The organism is Bacillus spongiae, assembly GCF_037120725.1.
GTDB classification, from domain to species: domain Bacteria; phylum Bacillota; class Bacilli; order Bacillales; family Bacillaceae_K; genus Bacillus_CI; species Bacillus_CI spongiae.
The window spans coordinates 17,662-34,318 of record NZ_JBBAXC010000016.1 but is presented as its reverse complement, the minus strand read 5'-3'; the positions used below and the strand labels follow the sequence as shown (position 1 = coordinate 34,318).

Genomic DNA, 16,657 nt, shown 5'->3' with positions numbered 1-16,657 from the left:
ACGAAATCACTCTTTTGTTCTCTCGTCCTCAGACTGCAAAATTAATCTTCACGGTACTCATTCCCCTAATAGTATGAAATAAAGGTTAGGTTTTTAGTCGCAGACCTCAATAAAATAGCTCTGCTGAAGGGCTCAAATGAATCGTTTACATTCATAAGAAAAAACCTTTCCAAATTTAAAAATGAGGAAAGGTTTTGAATTCTACATCGAGCCTTTCACTCTTATCGATCAAGGGTTACCTTGCAGGTTAGCACCTTTCTCAGTAAGGACGTAGAAATACATTCCTTGAGTAGGTTGCTGGGTTTCATTGGGCCCGTCCCTCCACCAGCTCGGAATAAGAGTATCCGTTCAAATTTCAATAATATCTAATCCATATCATAGTGTCAACTACTTTATCATTATTTTATGTCTTTTCATCGTTAACGGACTATAATAAAAAATTATCTTTACACAAAATGAAGGATAGACTGAAGAAATCTCGGAAGACTCACCACTTTCACTCATGATAAATGGCTGCCATATACTCTTTTCTACGATTCATTTATACATCATATTTATCCAATTTACCTTTAACGCAAACTTCCCTTCTACATAATTTATATAGTAATTCATCTATTTTATTGACAATTCCATGACAAATTGGAAAAGATTAAGAAAATAAAGTCAATAGTATAGACTAATAAGTTGAATGTGTTATACTAATTAAAGAGGAACAAAGGGGTATTAAAATAAAGACAAAGGAAGGGTTAAATATGAATTCAGTGAGCATGTCTAGTGAATTAACAGAATTATTATTAGGTGAAAATATACAAACACAACTATCTGTACCAACTCTAGTTGAAAAAGTACTTCACCGCAATGAAGGGGTACTAACAGCTTCAGGCGCTGTACGTGCAGAAACAGGGAAGTACACTGGACGCTCTCCGAAAGATAAATACATCGTTGAAGAAGGTTCGTCAAGTAACAAAATTGATTGGGGTTCAGTTAACCAGCCGATTTCCCCAGAAAAATTTGATCAATTATATCATAAAGTCATCAAGCACCTCGAAGAAAGAAATGAAGTGTTTGTATTCAAAGGTTTCGCAGGCGCAGACCATAAACATAGAATGCCCATTCAAGTAATTAACGAATATGCATGGCATAATTTATTTGCTCAACAACTTTTCATTCGTCCTAATGAGGAAGAGCTAAAGCAGCATCAAGCAGAGTTCACCGTCATTTCTGCTCCGAATTTTAAAGCAAACCCAGACGTTGATGGTACAAATTCTGAAACCTTTATCATTATTTCCTTTGAAAAGCGAACTGTATTAATTGGAGGCACAGAATATGCTGGAGAAATGAAAAAATCTATTTTTTCTGTCATGAATTATCTGCTTCCAGAGCAAGATATCCTTTCAATGCACTGCTCAGCCAATGTCGGTTTTGAAGGGGATGTCGCCTTGTTCTTCGGATTATCTGGAACTGGAAAAACGACCCTTTCTGCTGATCCAAATCGTCGCTTAATAGGGGATGATGAGCATGGATGGTCTCCAAATGGCGTTTTTAATATAGAAGGGGGCTGTTATGCAAAATGTATCGGACTTTCCCGCGATAAAGAACCACAAATCTTTGATGCAATTCGCTTTGGCTCCGTATTAGAAAATGTCGTACTAGATGAAACTACTCGAGAGCCTGATTACGATAATAATTCCTTAACAGAGAATACACGTGCTGCGTACTCGATCGACGCTGTCGATAATATCGTTGTTCCTAGTATTGCGGGCCATCCAAATACAATCATCTTTCTAACAGCAGATGCTTTTGGGGTATTACCTCCTATTAGTAAACTAACAAAAGAGCAAGCCATGTATCATTTCCTTAGTGGTTATACATCTAAACTGGCAGGCACAGAACGAGGTATTACATCACCTCAAGCTACTTTCTCAACTTGCTTTGGTTCACCGTTCTTACCACTCCCAGCTCAAAGATATGCTGAAATGCTTGGGAAGAAAATTGATGAGCACAATGCAAATGTTTATTTAGTTAATACCGGTTGGACTGGTGGAGAATACGGGGTTGGAAACCGTATGAAATTAAACTTTACAAGAGCGATGGTTCAAGCAGCTCTTGAAGGTGAATTAGATAATGTTGAAACTGTTAAAGGAGAAATTTTCGGTCTGTCTATTCCATTGCATGTTCCAGGTGTACCTGATGAAGTTTTACAACCTGCTAAAACTTGGTCTGACCCTGATGCTTACGAGAAAAAAGCAAAGGACTTAGCAAATAAATTCCGACAGAACTTTAAAAAGTTCTCCAATATTTCAATGGATATTGAAAAGCTTGGAGGACCAATCGCTTAGGTTATCTGTTCAAAAAACCTTACTATATTAAGTAATCGTAAAAACACCTGATTATTTTGCAGGTGTTTTTCGTATTTCTCATGTACTTTCTTAGAACGTGAAGTGGAGACTCCATTTCTATAATATGGAAGATTGATAGAAAGTGAAATACTTCAATGGTAAAATGGGGTTATACGTTTTGATTTAGGAGGAAAACAGTATGTTTTGTGAATCTGAAAACTTATATTTAAGAAGTGTTCAATTATCAGACAGCTCTACCATTACCGAATGGAAAAACGACCATTACATGAAAGAAATGTCCATTGGATTACATACAACGGTCACGCTTGAAACTCAACAGTTAGACATTAAAAAAAGTTTAGAGGGTCATCACCCTTATTACATAATCTGTAAAAAAGAATCAAATAAGCCCATTGGATATATAAGATTTAATTGGATGGACCATACAGAAAGAGTTGGCTGGCTACGCTTCGGTTTAGGAGAAGATAGAGGAAAGGGTTATGCAAGACAAGCCTTACAAGCTTGTTTCCGCACAATGTTTGAAACAAACGCTCATCGAATAGATGCAGAGGTTTTTGAATTTAATGTAGTTAGTTTTTCATTACTCAAGTCACTTGGATTTAAACACGAAGGTACGAGGAGAAAAGCTTATTACACTAATGGACAAGATTATGATGTATTGACGTTAGGCTTATTAAAAAATGATTTTACCAACCGTACTGAACGATTATAATAACTAGCCAATTCAATCATTCGAGCATCGAACATGCTATACCCCATTGAATTGGCTAGAGTTATGTATAAAAGCAGCTCTCGGAATGTAAAATCGATACGACTATCCAACAACTAATTAGAAGAATTTAGTGAAGTTAGCTCATAAACAATTTGTGTATGATTTTCTTCCCAAATGAGCTTTTGAATGACTGCCATTCCACTTAATTCGCCTGTTTTGACCTTTCTTACTTCGACTGGAATTGATAATGGGTAAACGCGATATCCTTCCTTTATTAATGAGAATAAATTCTTTTCTAGACGCTCTTCTTTTCCTTTGGTAACAATCATGGTATTAAGTTCTAAAGGCATCCCCATGGTAAATTCACCTCCTCATCTTTAAGTCTATTAACCCTATCATACCGTAACCTGCTTCTTCATCCAAGTACAGAAATCTGTTACAATTTGACGATTTACTTTTGGCGGAAAATAGTGCGTATATTCATCAAACAACCAAGTTTCAACTTGCTTGTTGGCTCTCTTGAGTGCCCCCTCCAATCTGTGTGCATGGTGAACTGTCACATTTTGATCATTTTGGCCATGTATAATTAAAACAGGGGACTGAATGTGATCAATATCATATATTGGTGTTCGAAATCGATAAAGCTCTGGAACTTTTGTTGGACTACCTCCAATGACTCTCTTCATCATTCTACGAAGGTCCTTTCTTTCTGAATACGTTAAGACCATATCAGATACACCGCCCCACGTGACAATAGAAGCGACTTCCGGACATTCAATCCCAGTAAATAATGCCATAACACCTCCTCTAGAAAAACCAAAAACATGAATTTTTTCAGGGTCGACGTTGGGATCTTGTTTCAATAATTGAAAGCCTGACACTGCATCTGCGCGATCCTCTCCAGCAAAATCTTCATTACCTTCCCCTCCTTGATTTCCACGATAGAAAGGAGCAAATACTACAAAACCATGTGACGCCATTTGCGTGATTCTCGCAGGACGAACTTTCCCTACATTTTTTATTCCTCCACGCAAATATAAAAAACCATCTAAAACTCCCGTTATTTTCGGCTTAGCTAATAGCCCCTTCACTTTTAGCCCCTCAGATAGATACGTGACAAGCCACAGGTCCACATCTGGATGAGGTGATGGAAACGCTTGTTTATTTAGAATTTTTCCGTTCATCTTTTTTATCTCTCCCTCTCCGTTTCATAGGCATTCACACATTTTTTTATACCACATAGTATATGGTTGTAACATAGAAATTTACTCATGTAAGGAGGGAGACTTCCGTGAAAAGGCTCATAAAGCTGTTTTCATTGAGTTTCTTCATCGTAATCATATTGAGCGGTTGTAATGAAGGTTCCACTACACTAAAAAAAGTTAAAGTAGCTGAAGTAACAAGGTCAATCTTTTATGCTCCACAATACGTCGCCTTAGAAAAAGGATTCTTCGAAGAAGAAGGCTTAGCTATCGAACTTACAACTACTTGGGGTGGGGATAAAACAATGACTACCCTGTTATCTAATGGTGCAGACATTGCCCTGATTGGGTCTGAGACAACCATTTACGTATATTCTCAAGGAACCACTGATCCAGTTATTAATTTTGCTCAGCTCACCCAAACCGATGGTACATTTTTAGTTTCTAGAGAGAATGTGGAAGAATTTAATTGGGAGCAGGTAAAACAATCGACGTTTCTAGGGCAAAGAAAAGGCGGGATGCCCCAAATGGTCGGGGAATATGTCTTAAAACAGAATGGCATTGATCCTCATAAAGACTTGGATTTAATTCAAAATATTGATTTTGCTAATATAGCCAACGCCTTTGCCTCTGGAACAGGTGACTATGTACAGTTATTTGAACCAACAGCCTCCATTTTTGAAGCAGAAGGAAAAGGACATATTGTGGCCTCCTTTGGGGAGCATTCGGGTTCTGTACCTTATACAACATTTATGGCGAAAGAAAGCTTTATGGGGGAACAAGAGGATACGATTGAAAAATTTACTGCTGCTTTATTCAAAGCGCAGGTTTGGGTAGAGGAGCATTCGGCTAAACAAATCGCAGACGTCATTCATCCTTACTTTGAAGATACAGACTTGTCCCTGATTGAAACGGTCGTTGAACGCTATAAAAGCCAAGGCTCTTATGCGACAACCCCTCTATTAGATGAGAATGAATGGGATAATCTTCAAAATATAATGGATGAAGCAGGGGAATTACCACAGACTGTTGATCATGAAACGCTCGTTAATACGTCCATAGCAAATACCGTAATGAATAAAGGAAACTAATATGAGAATGTATTTCGTCCATCTACAACATCACAAATTGACTCCTAGACAAAAAAGAGGCGGCATAAATGAATATTCTTCAAGTTGATTCTATTTCACATTTGTATTTCACTGAACAATCTGTTGTGAAAGCGTTAGAAAATGTTTCTTTAACGGTGAAAAACGGCGAATTTATATCATTTCTAGGACCGAGTGGTTGTGGCAAAACAACGTTACTTTCCATTATTGCTGGTTTACTACAGCCAACAAAGGGAAACATTTGGCATAATGAAGACGGTAGTAACCATTCAGTAGGCTACATGTTACAGCATGATTATCTCTTTCCTTGGAAAACCATAGAGGAAAACATATTATTAGGGTTAAAAATAAATAAAAAAAATAATACAGAAAATAGAAACTATGCTTTATCCTTATTAGAGGAAATGGGACTAAAAGGAACTCGTCAGCAATTTCCCCGTCAATTATCAGGAGGTATGAGGCAGAGAGCAGCGTTAGTTAGAACTTTAGCCGTGTCTCCTCAGTTACTTTTATTAGATGAGCCTTTCTCTTCATTGGATTATCAAACGAAGTTGAAACTTGAAAACCTTATCGTACTCACATTAAAACAACTTAATAAAAGTGCTATTCTCGTCACCCATGACATTGGTGAGGCGATTGCCATGAGCAATCGAATTTTATTATTTTCCCCCCGTCCGGGAAGATTGTTTAAAGAATGGACAGTGCCTTCCTCACTTCAAACTCTCACTCCACTGGAAACTCGAAATGAGAAGGAGTACAGAGAACTCTTCCAAATAATTTGGAAGGAGATGGAACAATTTGAAAGAAAATAATGAACTGAAGCATTTGCACACTCAATATATTCGTACTAAAAAGAAAGAAAAGCGTCACATTTTATACGTTCAACTATTTATCTTTCTAATGTTTTTTTTCATTTGGCAAATCTCTAGTATGTATGCATGGATTGATCCATTAATTTTTAGCTCACCCTCAAAGATTTTTACACTCTTATTAAGTAAAGCACAAGATGGTTCGCTTTTTCTTCACGCTAGTGTAACATTAACCGAAACCATTGCAGGCTTTATCCTTGGGACCTTCGCTGGAACATTGTTAGCCGCTGTTCTTTGGTGGTCGCCCTTTTTATCAAAAGTTCTAGACCCTTATTTAGTCATCTTGAACGCTATGCCAAAGGTTGCCCTAGGTCCAATTCTAATTGTTGCCTTAGGACCCGGGTTTTCGTCTATTATTGCAATGGGTATGATTATCTCGGTTATTATCACGACTATTGTCGTTTACACTGCCTTCAAAGAAGTTGATGAAAACTATATGAAAGTGCTACATTCCTTTCATGCTTCTAAACTTCAAATATTTAAAGAATGTATACTCCCCGCTTCTTTTCCAAGTATTATTTCTACTTTAAAAGTGAATGTTGGTTTATCGTGGGTAGGAGTGATTGTTGGAGAATTTCTCGTTTCCCAGAAAGGTCTTGGCTATCTAATTATTTATGGATTTCAAGTATTTAATTTTACATTAGTACTTTTAGCACTACTTTTAATTGCTTTCTTTGCTACTATTATGTACCAATTAGTTGAACTATTGGAAAAAAAATTAATTCAGGACTCATAAGCTGCTTTTCAGCAGTTTTTTTTGTTTAATAATTTCTATTGCAATTGGTAAAATTTCATCTTTCATTATAAAGCTGTACTCAGGCTCTTGAACCATATCAAGAATATTTTCCGCCACTTTTACAGGTCCATTTGTTTCGAAATAACATTCTTTTTCGTGAAGAGTTTGAATATCTGCGTAATATACTCGTTTAACAAAAGGATGATGTTGATCATGCACCATGTACTCTCCAATTTCGGTAAGCTCACCAACGATTCCACCTGTTTCTTCGTACACCTCTCGTTTAGCTGCCTCTGCTAACGTTTCAAAATCTTCTACTTTACCGCCCGGGAATTCTAAGCCTCGTTTTTTATGTGATGTTAGTAGCCATTGTTCTTTGTATGTAGTAATCACAAACACATGCTTCGCCTTCATTTGAAAAGAGTTAACAGAAGATGAAAACTCGACAAATTGTTTTTGTTGGTCAATAAACTGCTGCATATCATCCCTCCTATGTATATTATAACGACTTTTCATTTTATTTTCCCCACAAAGCATAAATTTATAGTAAAATATACATTGCTTATTACATGATCTTGAATCTCTCTCAAGGGTCAGGTTAATGATGAAATTATTATTTAGGAGTGAAATTAATGGGAAAAATTTCTAAAATACAACTATCAGTATTTATATCAATTATATTCTTGTTAGGAGCCTGTTCATCTACAGCTTCACCTAAAGGCGATGTAAAAAAAGAGAGTGACTTAACTTTAGAGGAAGTATTCGAAAAATCACAGGAGGCAGGAAATTCATTAACAAGTGTTCACGTTGAAACAAGCATGAAGCAAACCTTTTCTGACAACGAATTAACAGGAAGCATGGAGATGGAAACATCCTCATCTTCAGATATGATTCTAGATCCACTGACAATGCACCAAACAACGTCTGTAAACATCACTGGTGAAGAAGATACATCTGAGATGTTTGAACTTATGGAGACAGAACTTTATTATTCAAATCAAGGGATGTTTATGAAAGATCCACTTCAAAACGAATGGTCCGAAATCCCAGCCGATTTCATTGGAGAACTTGAGGACGTATTAGCGACAGAATCGTTACCACAAAACCAATTGGAGCAATATGCCTCTCGCATCAATGATTTTACGTTTGAACAAGATGAGGAGTCCTATATTTTATCATTACAATTAAAAGACGAGAAGGCAAATGAAGTATTGGAAGAGGGATTATCGGTTTTACCTGATGAATTGCAAAATTCAATGGGCGATGAAAGGGATAGCATTTCTTTAAATGAAATAAAGATAAATGTACTAATTGATAAGGAAACATTCAACACTACAACATTGGATATGGAAATGGATATGACGATGTCTGTTGAAGGTGAAGAACTTCAAGTAAAACAACAAGTAAATAGCACATTTTCTAAATTTAATGAGCTTGAAGAAATTATCATTCCTGAAGATGTGTTAAATTCTGCAACTACCGTTGAATAAGACCTCTTATTAAAAAGCAAATTTTAATTCAACTGACAGATAAACAAAGAGACGATGAATGAATCATCGTCTCTTTGTTTAAGGTAGAATTCCTATTTTCTCTATATGGTTTTTAGCTTCCTCGTCCCCTAATCGATAAATACATTCATAAATTTTTTGAAGATTCTTATCATAGGTATCATTTTCACGATCAAAATGATATTGAAGATAAGGTACATGAGCTCGGTAGAACCCTTGCCAATCGGCAGAATAGTTTGCATCAAATAAACCACGTAAATACGTTATTTCTTCTTCATTAGCTGCAATTTGGAAGTCCCATGGAGAATCTGTGGATGAACGAGAAATTTCACCTGTACTAATAGAAATATAATACGTCTCTTTGTTTTCATCATGCATTTTCATCACCTCGTATATCCTTCTTTTCCCCTTTGGACTGAATCTTTATTCTTGATCTTTAAATAATTTTAACGCTTTTCGTATAACATTGGGGATTGGGATCCCGGCTCGTCCAGCATTTTCAACTACAGAAATTAATTCATTACAAATATAAAATAAGATTGTCGCGTTACGTATAAAATAAGATGTACCTAATATAGTGTCCAATATATGAGCGACTGCAACAAGAACAAAGATTAATACTTTTTTCATAATACCTCGGTAACCTAACGAACTAGAAAGTTCTTTTTTTATTATTGCCACTGCTATACCTGCCATATAATCTAGAAACACTGCGATAATTAATACCATCAACAACATGTTCCACGTACCAAATAATAAGAAAACGCCACTACCAAGGATGGAGAAAATAGGTATAACCTCTTTAGTCATACCCTCACAACCTTCTTTTTCACTATTTGAATTCCTTTCCCTATACCTCTTTTCTACGACTTTTCAATCTAGTCTCTCGTGTATACTTAAGAGAAAAAGGGGACCTATAATACTTTATGTTACTAGTCCCTTAGTTGTTCATTCTTTTTTAACGACAAGGTCATACTATAAAAAGAAAGGGGTGATAAATTTGAAATTGGTCGATGAATTATACGAGCTATATCGTGGGAGAATTAGAGGAACAGAGGAAGATCTTGATATGATTACGCTGACTGTGCTAGAGCATTTATCAAGGAAAGAGCTCATCAATATGATTAATGATATGGAGAATCATGAACTCGAATATTTTATCCGTTTATACATATTTGAGTCTTTAAAACAAAAGATTATGAAAGATGAAGAAAATGATCTATCTACTCCACCTTTCAAACATTTACACTGACCTCTCCCTCTTCATCTTATCGTTATGTAACATAATAAAAACAAGGCGTAAAGGAACGCCTTGTTTTTATGTTTATTATAAGAGGTCAATTTTCATTCAATTTCGGGTTGAAGAATGAAAATACACAATAAAATCCTATCAAAAAAATATGAAAACATAAATAGGCCATTAGTTACCTTCCAAATAAAGGTCTTTTTTCCTAAATTATCTCCCTTTACTCAATTCAGTATTTTCGGTTCATCTCCTTTCTATCAGGTCCCTATCTCTAAATATTAATTCTTTATTTCCCCATAAAAAAACATGATACAATAAAATAAGTATCAATTACGATTGAAAAGTAATCGAGGAGGAGAATATGGGATACACACTTTTAATCATTATATCCGTGATTATTATCTTTTTAGTCATTGGCGTTAGTGTGCTAACGACAAGTAAAGCCTATACTTACAAACATACAGTGGATCCACTCCCTGGAAATAACGGTACGAATGATGACCAGGTAGAGAATCATGAAGAAAAATAAGAAAACCCTATATCGAGGCTTACATAGAGACAAAGCCATTTCCAATAAGGGAAAGTGTTTCTTCTTCTTGACACACATCCTATATTGATTAGCTAGCTATCAAAAAAAGGCTGTCGACTTTGTCGACAGCCTCTCCTTACGATTAATTAAGCAAATACTTGCTTCAATTCTTCTTTGCTATGAGACAACCAAAATTTCATTAATTTTTTTGCTCCTTCTAAATCATGGAGCTTAGCTTGCCCACATTGTTTCTCATTAGCAGCAGGGATATCCTCAATTTGAACCGCTTCTTTTAAAGTACTTTCAAGAAGATCAATGATTTCTTCTACCTTTGGTTCACCACTCACGACTAAATAATAACCTGTTTGGCACCCCATAGGAGATATATCAATAATATCAAAATGATCGTATTGATCAGCATATTTACGAATAGTAAATGCAAGTAAATGTTCTAGCGTATGAATAGCATCTGGTTTCATCGCTTGCTTATTTGGCTGACAAAAGCGAATATCATATTTATTTACAACACCATCTGTTCCAACTTGATGTACTCCACAATGTCTAACATAGGGAGCCTTTACAGCATTATGATCTAATTCAAAGCTTTCTACTGAAGGCATACATCTTTCACTCCTCGTATCTAATCTAATTTAACTATACCTCTATTGTACATTAAATTCCGAGTAAATTCATCAATTTAATCTTAATTGAAAGAAGGTACTGTTTTCCACTTTTAATGTATTCATGGTATAGTTGTAGATATGACTAAAGGAGTAATAACTATGAAAAAAATAATGATTTTTCTTATAAAAATATATCAAAAATTTATTTCTCCAATAAAACCTCCCACTTGCCGTTATTATCCTACCTGTTCCCATTATGGAGTAGAGTCTATTAGCCGGTTTGGTGCACTAAAGGGTGGATGGCTTACACTAAAAAGAATCTTACGTTGTCACCCTTTTCATCCAGGTGGCATTGATCCAGTTCCTGAAAAGTACCCTACTTCAAAAAAACATATATAAGTGAGCATACTATCGTATACTCCCTCTTCTATATAATTCTTCTTTCCTTATTCTCAAATGACCTTTTATTCATAAACACTACTTTTTTAAAGTAGTGTTTTTTTATAATTTCTGTATACAAAAAAGGGAAATACAGACAATAACTAGGAATGATTTGGAAAAGGAGTAATTAAGATGGATGACTTAGTTTTAGCACGGGCCTTATTTGGAACAACGATGGGCTTTCACATTATTTTTGCTACTCTTGGAGTCGGAATACCTTTAATGGTTTTAATCGTGGAATTACTGTATCAAAAAACAAAAGATAGAGATTATGCCTTAATGGGGAAACGTTGGACAAAGGCATTTGCTGTATTACTTGGTGTGGGAATACCTACTGGAACGATTGCCGGTGTTCAGCTTTCTCTCCTATGGCCTGGCTTTATGGAAGTCATCGGTCGCGTTATGGCTCTCCCATTTCAAATTGAGATTTATGCTTTTTTCGTAGAAGCCTTATTTATGTCCATTTATGTATACGCAGCTGACAGAATACGTCCATGGATGCGAATCGTTAGTGTAAGCCTTGTCGCACTAGGAGCGATGGCATCAGCTATCCTAATTACGAATGTCCATGCCTTTGAGGGTACACCTGCTGGCTTTCGGATGGAAGCTGGGAAAATTGTCGATGTTGACCCTTGGACGGCCTTTTTTAACCCAAGCTTTTTTGTCACAGCAGGGCATGTTGTATTATCAGCGTATATGACGGGTGCCTTTGTCATTGCCTCTGTTGCTGCCTATAAATTACTGAAAGAACCTTTTGGAACAAAAGTGTATCAATTTCATAAAAAAGCATTAATGGTGTGTCTTATCGTTGGTGGGATGTTTTCCTTACTAACCTCAATCAATGGTCATGAATCTGCTCAATTATTGCATGAATATCAACCTGAGAAGTTAGCTGCTGCTGAAGGACTTTTTGAAACAACAACTTATGCCCCTTTAGCAATTGGTGGTTTTACAGACCGTGAGACGGAAGAAGTAAAATGGGGAATTGAAATTCCGTGGGCTCTTAGTTTTCTAGCAGGAAATAGTTTTGAAACTGAGGTCATAGGATTAAATGATTTTCCTGAAGAATATTGGCCTCCTCTTTTCGTTCATACCCTCTTTAACGCAATGGTTGGCATCGGATCATTTCTTATTTTATTATCACTCATTGCCTTCATATGGAACAAGCTACTTAAAAAAGATCGCTTTCCAAAATGGCTTATGTGGCTATTTGTAACAGGAGGCCCCCTCTCCCTACTAGGTATAGAATTTGGATGGATCTTTGCTTGTACAGGACGTCAACCTTGGACTATTTATCGAATGTTAAGTACAGAAGATTCTGTTACCACAACTGGTAATATCGGAATCCTATTCATCATGTTCATTGGTGTTTACATTATTTTAGGTATCTCTGTTGTACTTGTTTTACTATATTATTTCCGCCGGCATACTGTTAGAGATGATTTAGCAAAAGAAGAAAAGGCAAATATCGACCTACAAACCTAAAGGAGAGTTCAACATGTCTGACGCATTAATTGCTATTACAGTGCTTTGGGGGTTTATATTTATTTATTCTGTTATGGCAACAATGGATTTTGGTGCTGGTTTTTGGTCTATGATTTATATTAACCGTAAACAGACAAATGCCACCAATATTGCCAATCGATATTTATCACCCACATGGGAAGTTACAAATACATTTATCGTTGCCATTGTAGTCGCCATTTACAGCTTCTTTCCTGGTGCAGCCTACACCTTCGGAACGGTATTGTTAGTACCTGGTTCATTAATTTTATTATTATTGGCAATTCGAAGTGCTTTTATGGTATTTTCTCATATTGCGGATGACTATAGAATTGCGCTTACCTATATATCTGGAATTTCAGGCATTTTGATACCAGGTCTACTTATTAGTGTTTTACCTGTTTCCCATGGGGGATTTGTAAACTTTGAACAGGGTCAAACATTAGATTTAATTGCCCTGTTTACAAGCCCTCACGAATATGCCTTCGTTGGATTTGCCATTTCTTCTACCCTTTTTCTATCATCTTTACTATTGGCAGACTATTCAAAAGCTAGTGAGGAAATGGAGGCATACTATGTTTATCGAAGAGATGCGTTAATTACGGGACCCCTCTCTTTATTAATGGCCTTTCTCATTATGATAACGCTTAAAACGGAAGCAGTTTGGTTATATGACAAAATGGTGGATCAGTTACCATTACTATTCGTCTCTTTACTTTTCTTTTTAGTTGCAGGAATAGCTCTCTTATTAAGAGATAGAAGAGGAACAATTGGCATGCCAAGATTAGCCGTTATCTCCATTACAATCCAATATATGTTAGCTAGCTATGTATATGGGAAAGCACACCTACCGTATATTCTATACCCTGAGGTGACAATAACTTCAGGCTTTACTGATCCAGCATCCTTTAAAGCCGTCTTTGCCACTTATATAGTCGGATTCTTAATTTTATTTCCTGGTTTTATTTATTTTTGGAGCTTATTTATGAATGATAAACGCTACCTTCGTCAAAAAGAAAAAACGAGTAAATAATCTTAGCAGGGCTATGTTGCACTTGTCATATATGAATTTCAATCCTTTGCTATAGGCATTCTTGTTTCAATTTAATGGAACGGGAAAGATTATCATTCGCGGTATTTTACAAAATGAGATTGAAAATCTATTCATTTCAATCTCATTTTACTGTACGTCATTTTAATAGAGAGATTTCTTCTTCATTTATCGTAACTTCTGACAATCGTTTTGTATTCATCACAACTCCAATTCCAGGCTCACATGACAGAGAAACACTTCCATTTTTCACCACTATTTCTGGAAGAATAATATCTTCGTCCCAATATCGAGATGAGGAAGATATATCACCTGGAATGGTAAAGCCAGGCAGGGAGGACAAGGCAAGATTATGAGCACGTGAAATACCAAATTCAAGCATTCCACCGCACCATACCTTCATCCCGTTTCCTACACAATAATCATGAATCGCAATCGATTCTTGCAATCCACCAACTCGACCAATCTTTACATTAATAATCGAACAGCTTCCTAATTCATGAGCATTTTTGACGTCTTTAAGTGAACCAATGCTTTCATCTAAGCAAATTGGCGTTTTTAGTTGTTGCTGTAACAGACGATGTTGGACAATATCATCAACATCTAGCGGCTGCTCAATCATCAGCAAATCAAGATCATCTAATCTTTTTAATGCCTGAACCTCCTCTAGATCATAGGATGAATTGGCATCCGCAATAAGCTCTAGCTTAGGAAAGTTCTCTCTTATCTTTTTTAAAATCTCGTAATCTTGAACGGGCGAAATTTTTACTTTTACTCGCTGATATCCCTCGTTCACAAATTCATTAATTTGTGCTAACGCCTGTTCAACAGAGGACGTTCCGACAACCACGCCTGCCGGGACCTTTTGATTGACTCCACCAATTACCTTCCATAATGGTTGATTCATTTGTTTAGCATACAAATCCCAAATACTCGTTTCAATTGCTGCTTTGGCCATTCTATTCCTTCTTACTGAAGAAAAAAGCGGTAAAACTTGCTTTGGATGCTGGATGACATGTTTTTGAAGGATCGGAATTAAATGTTCCTTTAGAATATGATAGCAAGTTGCTACCGTTTCTTCCGTATACCATGGGGTGGAAAAGGCAACACATTCACCATACCCTACTCTCCCCTCTTTATCTTTCACAGCTATAATAATTGCTTGCCTTTTAGAAATAACTCCTAGAGCGTTTTCGAATGGCTTTTTTAAGTTCATCTCAATTAAATTTAATTGAATTGAAGCAAGGTTCATACTTACCTCCGTGGCAATTTTTTTACTAGATCTCTTCTTACAATTTTATTCGAAGCATTACGAGGTAAACGATCTAAGATAAGAACATCGTGAGGTAGTTTATATTTTGCCAAATGCTGTTCACACCATTTTAATAGATCTTGCTTATTAACATCATACCTAACTGACACAAAGGCAAACGGTACTTCTCCCCATTTCTCATGGTCTATCCCAATCACTCCTGCGTCTTCGACTGCTGGATGAGAGTGGAGAATATTTTCTATTTCAGCAGGATATATGTTTTCTCCTCCAGAAATAATAAGATCTGCCCTGCGATCAATCACATACAAAAAACCCTCTTCGTCTAAATAGCCAATATCTCCCGTTAAGAACCAACCATCATGATATGCTTTTTTATTTGCCTCTTGTTGCTTAAAGTAGCCTGGACTTACATTAGGACCCTTTACCGCAATTTCTCCCTCACCATGTTCATTGGAATTGATGATCATTAATTGACAAGGAAATAATGGCTTACCAGATGATCCTAGCTTTGACAAGCTATATTCTGGGGGAAGAGTAACAATTTGAGAACACGTTTCTGTCATGCCATAGGTCTGGTATACAGGGATACCGTAAGTTTTACATTGCTCTAGTAAAGAAATGGGAGCTGGACCTCCTCCTAATAAAAAACAACGAAAAAGAGGTGAGTAAGAACGATTCTCCAATTGAGCAAGCAACCTAGAAGCCATCGTCGCTACGACAGAAATGATGGTCCCCTTTCCTACTTCTAAATCTTCATTTATCTTTTCCTCTTCAAACTCACGATAAATTTTCATTGCAATTCCATAAATCACACTTCTCATTACAATAGAATACCCACTAATATGATATAAAGGAACAGCACAAAGCCAACAATCTTTGTCACTTAATCCAAGATTCAGTACGGAACCTATTGCACTCCACCAGTGATTTTCATATGTTTGTAAAACGCCTTTAGGACGACCAGTAGTCCCCGAAGTATACATAATAGAACAAGTTTGAGTTAATTCAAATTCTGTTCTTGGGTTCAAAGAATTTTGTTCTGAGCCATTAAATAGCTCCTGCAACATAAGAATAGCCTCTACATCAGCTGAAGGGCAATATGTTAAAAAACTCTCTTCCGTACATATATAACGGATGTCGGCATTTTGTATTTGAAAGGACAACTCATTTACTGTTAAACGAGTATTCAGCAACACACACACACAACCAAGCTGTTGAAGACTATGAATGAGCACAACCATTTGTTCACTATTTGACATTAAGACACCGATATGATCGCCAGGTCGCACACCTTTATCTCGTAATTGTCCACCCACAGTTAATGACTCATTAAGAAGCTCTCTGAACGTATAATTTCTCTCTAGTCCTACCACCGCAGTCCTATCAGGAGTCTGACTAGCTCTTTGTACTAACCAATTTGGTACCTTCATTCATTCTTCTCCTTTAAAGAAAGGTTTGAAAAAAGCTTGATGGGTAAATCCATCAAGCTTAAAGT

At 36.4% G+C, this 16,657-nt stretch carries 19 protein-coding genes and 1 riboswitch; of the genes, 11 read left to right on the top strand and 8 right to left on the bottom strand.

Annotated features, from left to right (window positions below):
* Positions 1-218 precede the first annotated feature (218 nt).
* Positions 219-341, bottom strand: a riboswitch (SAM riboswitch).
* Positions 342-752: 411 nt separating this feature from the next.
* Positions 753-2,339 carry a phosphoenolpyruvate carboxykinase (ATP) gene (pckA, locus tag WAK64_RS17220; protein ID WP_336588235.1) on the top strand — a complete coding sequence of 529 codons (1,587 nt, stop codon included), beginning with the start codon at positions 753-755 and terminating at the stop codon, positions 2,337-2,339.
* Between the two features lie 199 nt (positions 2,340-2,538).
* Entirely contained in the window at positions 2,539-3,072 is a 534-nt protein-coding gene (locus tag WAK64_RS17215; RefSeq protein WP_336588234.1) for a GNAT family N-acetyltransferase, read from the top strand.
* 113 nt (positions 3,073-3,185) lie between these two features.
* On the opposite strand, the gene WAK64_RS17210 is transcribed toward WAK64_RS17215, so the two are convergent.
* Together WAK64_RS17210 and WAK64_RS17205 are read right to left on the bottom strand one after the other, a co-directional pair.
* Positions 3,186-3,428: a DUF2584 domain-containing protein gene (locus tag WAK64_RS17210; protein WP_336588233.1), complete on the bottom strand. Its 243-nt coding sequence runs from the start codon at positions 3,426-3,428 to the stop codon at positions 3,186-3,188.
* 39 nt (positions 3,429-3,467) lie between these two features.
* Positions 3,468-4,256 carry an alpha/beta hydrolase family protein gene (locus tag WAK64_RS17205; RefSeq protein WP_336588232.1) on the bottom strand — a complete coding sequence of 263 codons (789 nt, stop codon included), beginning with the start codon at positions 4,254-4,256 and terminating at the stop codon, positions 3,468-3,470.
* A gap of 107 nt (positions 4,257-4,363) precedes the next feature.
* On the opposite strand from WAK64_RS17205, the gene WAK64_RS17200 reads away from it, so the two are divergent.
* The 3 genes from WAK64_RS17200 (at position 4,364) to WAK64_RS17190 (ending at position 6,988) form a co-directional block, all read left to right on the top strand.
* On the top strand, positions 4,364-5,365 hold the full coding sequence (locus tag WAK64_RS17200) for an ABC transporter substrate-binding protein (protein ID WP_419465965.1): 1,002 nt from the start codon (positions 4,364-4,366) through the stop codon (positions 5,363-5,365).
* A 68-nt stretch (positions 5,366-5,433) separates the two neighbouring features.
* Positions 5,434-6,195 (top strand): ABC transporter ATP-binding protein, encoded by a 762-nt coding sequence (locus tag WAK64_RS17195; protein WP_336588231.1) that lies wholly within the window; start codon positions 5,434-5,436, stop codon positions 6,193-6,195.
* Positions 6,182-6,988, top strand: a complete 807-nt coding sequence (locus WAK64_RS17190; RefSeq protein WP_336588230.1) for an ABC transporter permease — start codon at positions 6,182-6,184, stop codon at positions 6,986-6,988. Before WAK64_RS17195 ends, WAK64_RS17190 begins: the two co-directional genes overlap by 14 nt.
* Here the strand turns inward: WAK64_RS17190 and ytkD are convergent.
* Positions 6,983-7,468, bottom strand: a complete 486-nt coding sequence (ytkD, locus tag WAK64_RS17185; protein ID WP_336588229.1) for an RNA deprotection pyrophosphohydrolase — start codon at positions 7,466-7,468, stop codon at positions 6,983-6,985. The genes WAK64_RS17190 and ytkD overlap by 6 nt on opposite strands.
* A 152-nt stretch (positions 7,469-7,620) precedes the next feature.
* Between ytkD and WAK64_RS17180 the strand changes: the two genes are divergently transcribed.
* Entirely contained in the window at positions 7,621-8,478 is an 858-nt protein-coding gene (locus WAK64_RS17180; RefSeq protein ID WP_336588228.1) for a DUF6612 family protein, read from the top strand.
* A gap of 78 nt (positions 8,479-8,556) precedes the next feature.
* Here the strand turns inward: WAK64_RS17180 and WAK64_RS17175 are convergent, their stop codons facing one another.
* Both WAK64_RS17175 and WAK64_RS17170 read right to left on the bottom strand, forming a co-directional pair.
* On the bottom strand, positions 8,557-8,874 hold the full coding sequence (locus WAK64_RS17175; RefSeq protein ID WP_336588295.1) for a hydrolase: 318 nt from the start codon (positions 8,872-8,874) through the stop codon (positions 8,557-8,559).
* A gap of 45 nt (positions 8,875-8,919) precedes the next feature.
* On the bottom strand, positions 8,920-9,306 hold the full coding sequence (locus WAK64_RS17170; RefSeq protein ID WP_336588227.1) for a phage holin family protein: 387 nt from the start codon (positions 9,304-9,306) through the stop codon (positions 8,920-8,922).
* 190 nt (positions 9,307-9,496) lie between these two features.
* Here WAK64_RS17170 and WAK64_RS17165 point away from each other — a divergent pair, with 190 nt between their 5' ends.
* Complete coding sequence (locus tag WAK64_RS17165) at positions 9,497-9,748, top strand: DUF6154 family protein (protein ID WP_336588226.1); 252 nt, start codon at positions 9,497-9,499, stop codon at positions 9,746-9,748.
* 355 nt (positions 9,749-10,103) lie between these two features.
* Entirely contained in the window at positions 10,104-10,271 is a 168-nt protein-coding gene (ytzI, locus tag WAK64_RS17160) for a YtzI protein (RefSeq protein ID WP_336588225.1), read from the top strand.
* A gap of 146 nt (positions 10,272-10,417) precedes the next feature.
* On the opposite strand, the gene WAK64_RS17155 is transcribed toward ytzI, so the two are convergent.
* Positions 10,418-10,891 carry an S-ribosylhomocysteine lyase gene (locus tag WAK64_RS17155; RefSeq protein ID WP_336588224.1) on the bottom strand — a complete coding sequence of 158 codons (474 nt, stop codon included), beginning with the start codon at positions 10,889-10,891 and terminating at the stop codon, positions 10,418-10,420.
* Positions 10,892-11,053: 162 nt separating this feature from the next.
* Between WAK64_RS17155 and yidD the strand changes: the two genes are divergently transcribed.
* The 3 genes from yidD (at position 11,054) to WAK64_RS17140 (ending at position 13,871) form a co-directional block, all read left to right on the top strand.
* Complete coding sequence (yidD, locus tag WAK64_RS17150; protein WP_336588223.1) at positions 11,054-11,293, top strand: membrane protein insertion efficiency factor YidD; 240 nt, start codon at positions 11,054-11,056, stop codon at positions 11,291-11,293.
* Positions 11,294-11,467: 174 nt separating this feature from the next.
* Positions 11,468-12,820 (top strand): cytochrome ubiquinol oxidase subunit I, encoded by a 1,353-nt coding sequence (locus tag WAK64_RS17145; RefSeq protein ID WP_336588222.1) that lies wholly within the window; start codon positions 11,468-11,470, stop codon positions 12,818-12,820.
* Positions 12,821-12,833: 13 nt separating this feature from the next.
* Positions 12,834-13,871 (top strand): cytochrome d ubiquinol oxidase subunit II, encoded by a 1,038-nt coding sequence (locus WAK64_RS17140; protein WP_336588221.1) that lies wholly within the window; start codon positions 12,834-12,836, stop codon positions 13,869-13,871.
* A gap of 157 nt (positions 13,872-14,028) precedes the next feature.
* Here the strand turns inward: WAK64_RS17140 and menC are convergent, their stop codons facing one another.
* Positions 14,029-15,141 (bottom strand): o-succinylbenzoate synthase, encoded by a 1,113-nt coding sequence (gene menC, locus WAK64_RS17135; protein ID WP_336588220.1) that lies wholly within the window; start codon positions 15,139-15,141, stop codon positions 14,029-14,031.
* A 2-nt stretch (positions 15,142-15,143) separates the two neighbouring features.
* Positions 15,144-16,592, bottom strand: coding sequence for an o-succinylbenzoate--CoA ligase (locus WAK64_RS17130; RefSeq protein WP_336588219.1), 1,449 nt, complete (start codon positions 16,590-16,592; stop codon positions 15,144-15,146).
* Positions 16,593-16,657: the final 65 nt, after the last annotated feature.

What these genes read in the sequence shown, in the direction of transcription:
- WAK64_RS17175 (WP_336588295.1), bottom strand. Translation starts at nt 8,874, where the DNA reads ATGCATGATGAAAACAAAGAGACGTATTATATTTCTATTAGTACAGGT.
- WAK64_RS17215 (WP_336588234.1), top strand. Translation starts at nt 2,539, where the DNA reads ATGTTTTGTGAATCTGAAAACTTATATTTAAGAAGTGTTCAATTATCA.
- WAK64_RS17170 (WP_336588227.1), bottom strand. Translation starts at nt 9,306, where the DNA reads ATGACTAAAGAGGTTATACCTATTTTCTCCATCCTTGGTAGTGGCGTT.
- WAK64_RS17145 (WP_336588222.1), top strand. Translation starts at nt 11,468, where the DNA reads ATGGATGACTTAGTTTTAGCACGGGCCTTATTTGGAACAACGATGGGC.
- ytkD (WP_336588229.1), bottom strand. Translation starts at nt 7,468, where the DNA reads ATGCAGCAGTTTATTGACCAACAAAAACAATTTGTCGAGTTTTCATCT.
- WAK64_RS17180 (WP_336588228.1), top strand. Translation starts at nt 7,621, where the DNA reads ATGGGAAAAATTTCTAAAATACAACTATCAGTATTTATATCAATTATA.
- pckA (WP_336588235.1), top strand. Translation starts at nt 753, where the DNA reads ATGAATTCAGTGAGCATGTCTAGTGAATTAACAGAATTATTATTAGGT.
- menC (WP_336588220.1), bottom strand. Translation starts at nt 15,141, where the DNA reads ATGAACCTTGCTTCAATTCAATTAAATTTAATTGAGATGAACTTAAAA.
- WAK64_RS17155 (WP_336588224.1), bottom strand. Translation starts at nt 10,891, where the DNA reads ATGCCTTCAGTAGAAAGCTTTGAATTAGATCATAATGCTGTAAAGGCT.
- WAK64_RS17130 (WP_336588219.1), bottom strand. Translation starts at nt 16,592, where the DNA reads ATGAAGGTACCAAATTGGTTAGTACAAAGAGCTAGTCAGACTCCTGAT.
- WAK64_RS17140 (WP_336588221.1), top strand. Translation starts at nt 12,834, where the DNA reads ATGTCTGACGCATTAATTGCTATTACAGTGCTTTGGGGGTTTATATTT.
- ytzI (WP_336588225.1), top strand. Translation starts at nt 10,104, where the DNA reads ATGGGATACACACTTTTAATCATTATATCCGTGATTATTATCTTTTTA.
- yidD (WP_336588223.1), top strand. Translation starts at nt 11,054, where the DNA reads ATGAAAAAAATAATGATTTTTCTTATAAAAATATATCAAAAATTTATT.
- WAK64_RS17210 (WP_336588233.1), bottom strand. Translation starts at nt 3,428, where the DNA reads ATGGGGATGCCTTTAGAACTTAATACCATGATTGTTACCAAAGGAAAA.
- WAK64_RS17205 (WP_336588232.1), bottom strand. Translation starts at nt 4,256, where the DNA reads ATGAACGGAAAAATTCTAAATAAACAAGCGTTTCCATCACCTCATCCA.
- WAK64_RS17195 (WP_336588231.1), top strand. Translation starts at nt 5,434, where the DNA reads ATGAATATTCTTCAAGTTGATTCTATTTCACATTTGTATTTCACTGAA.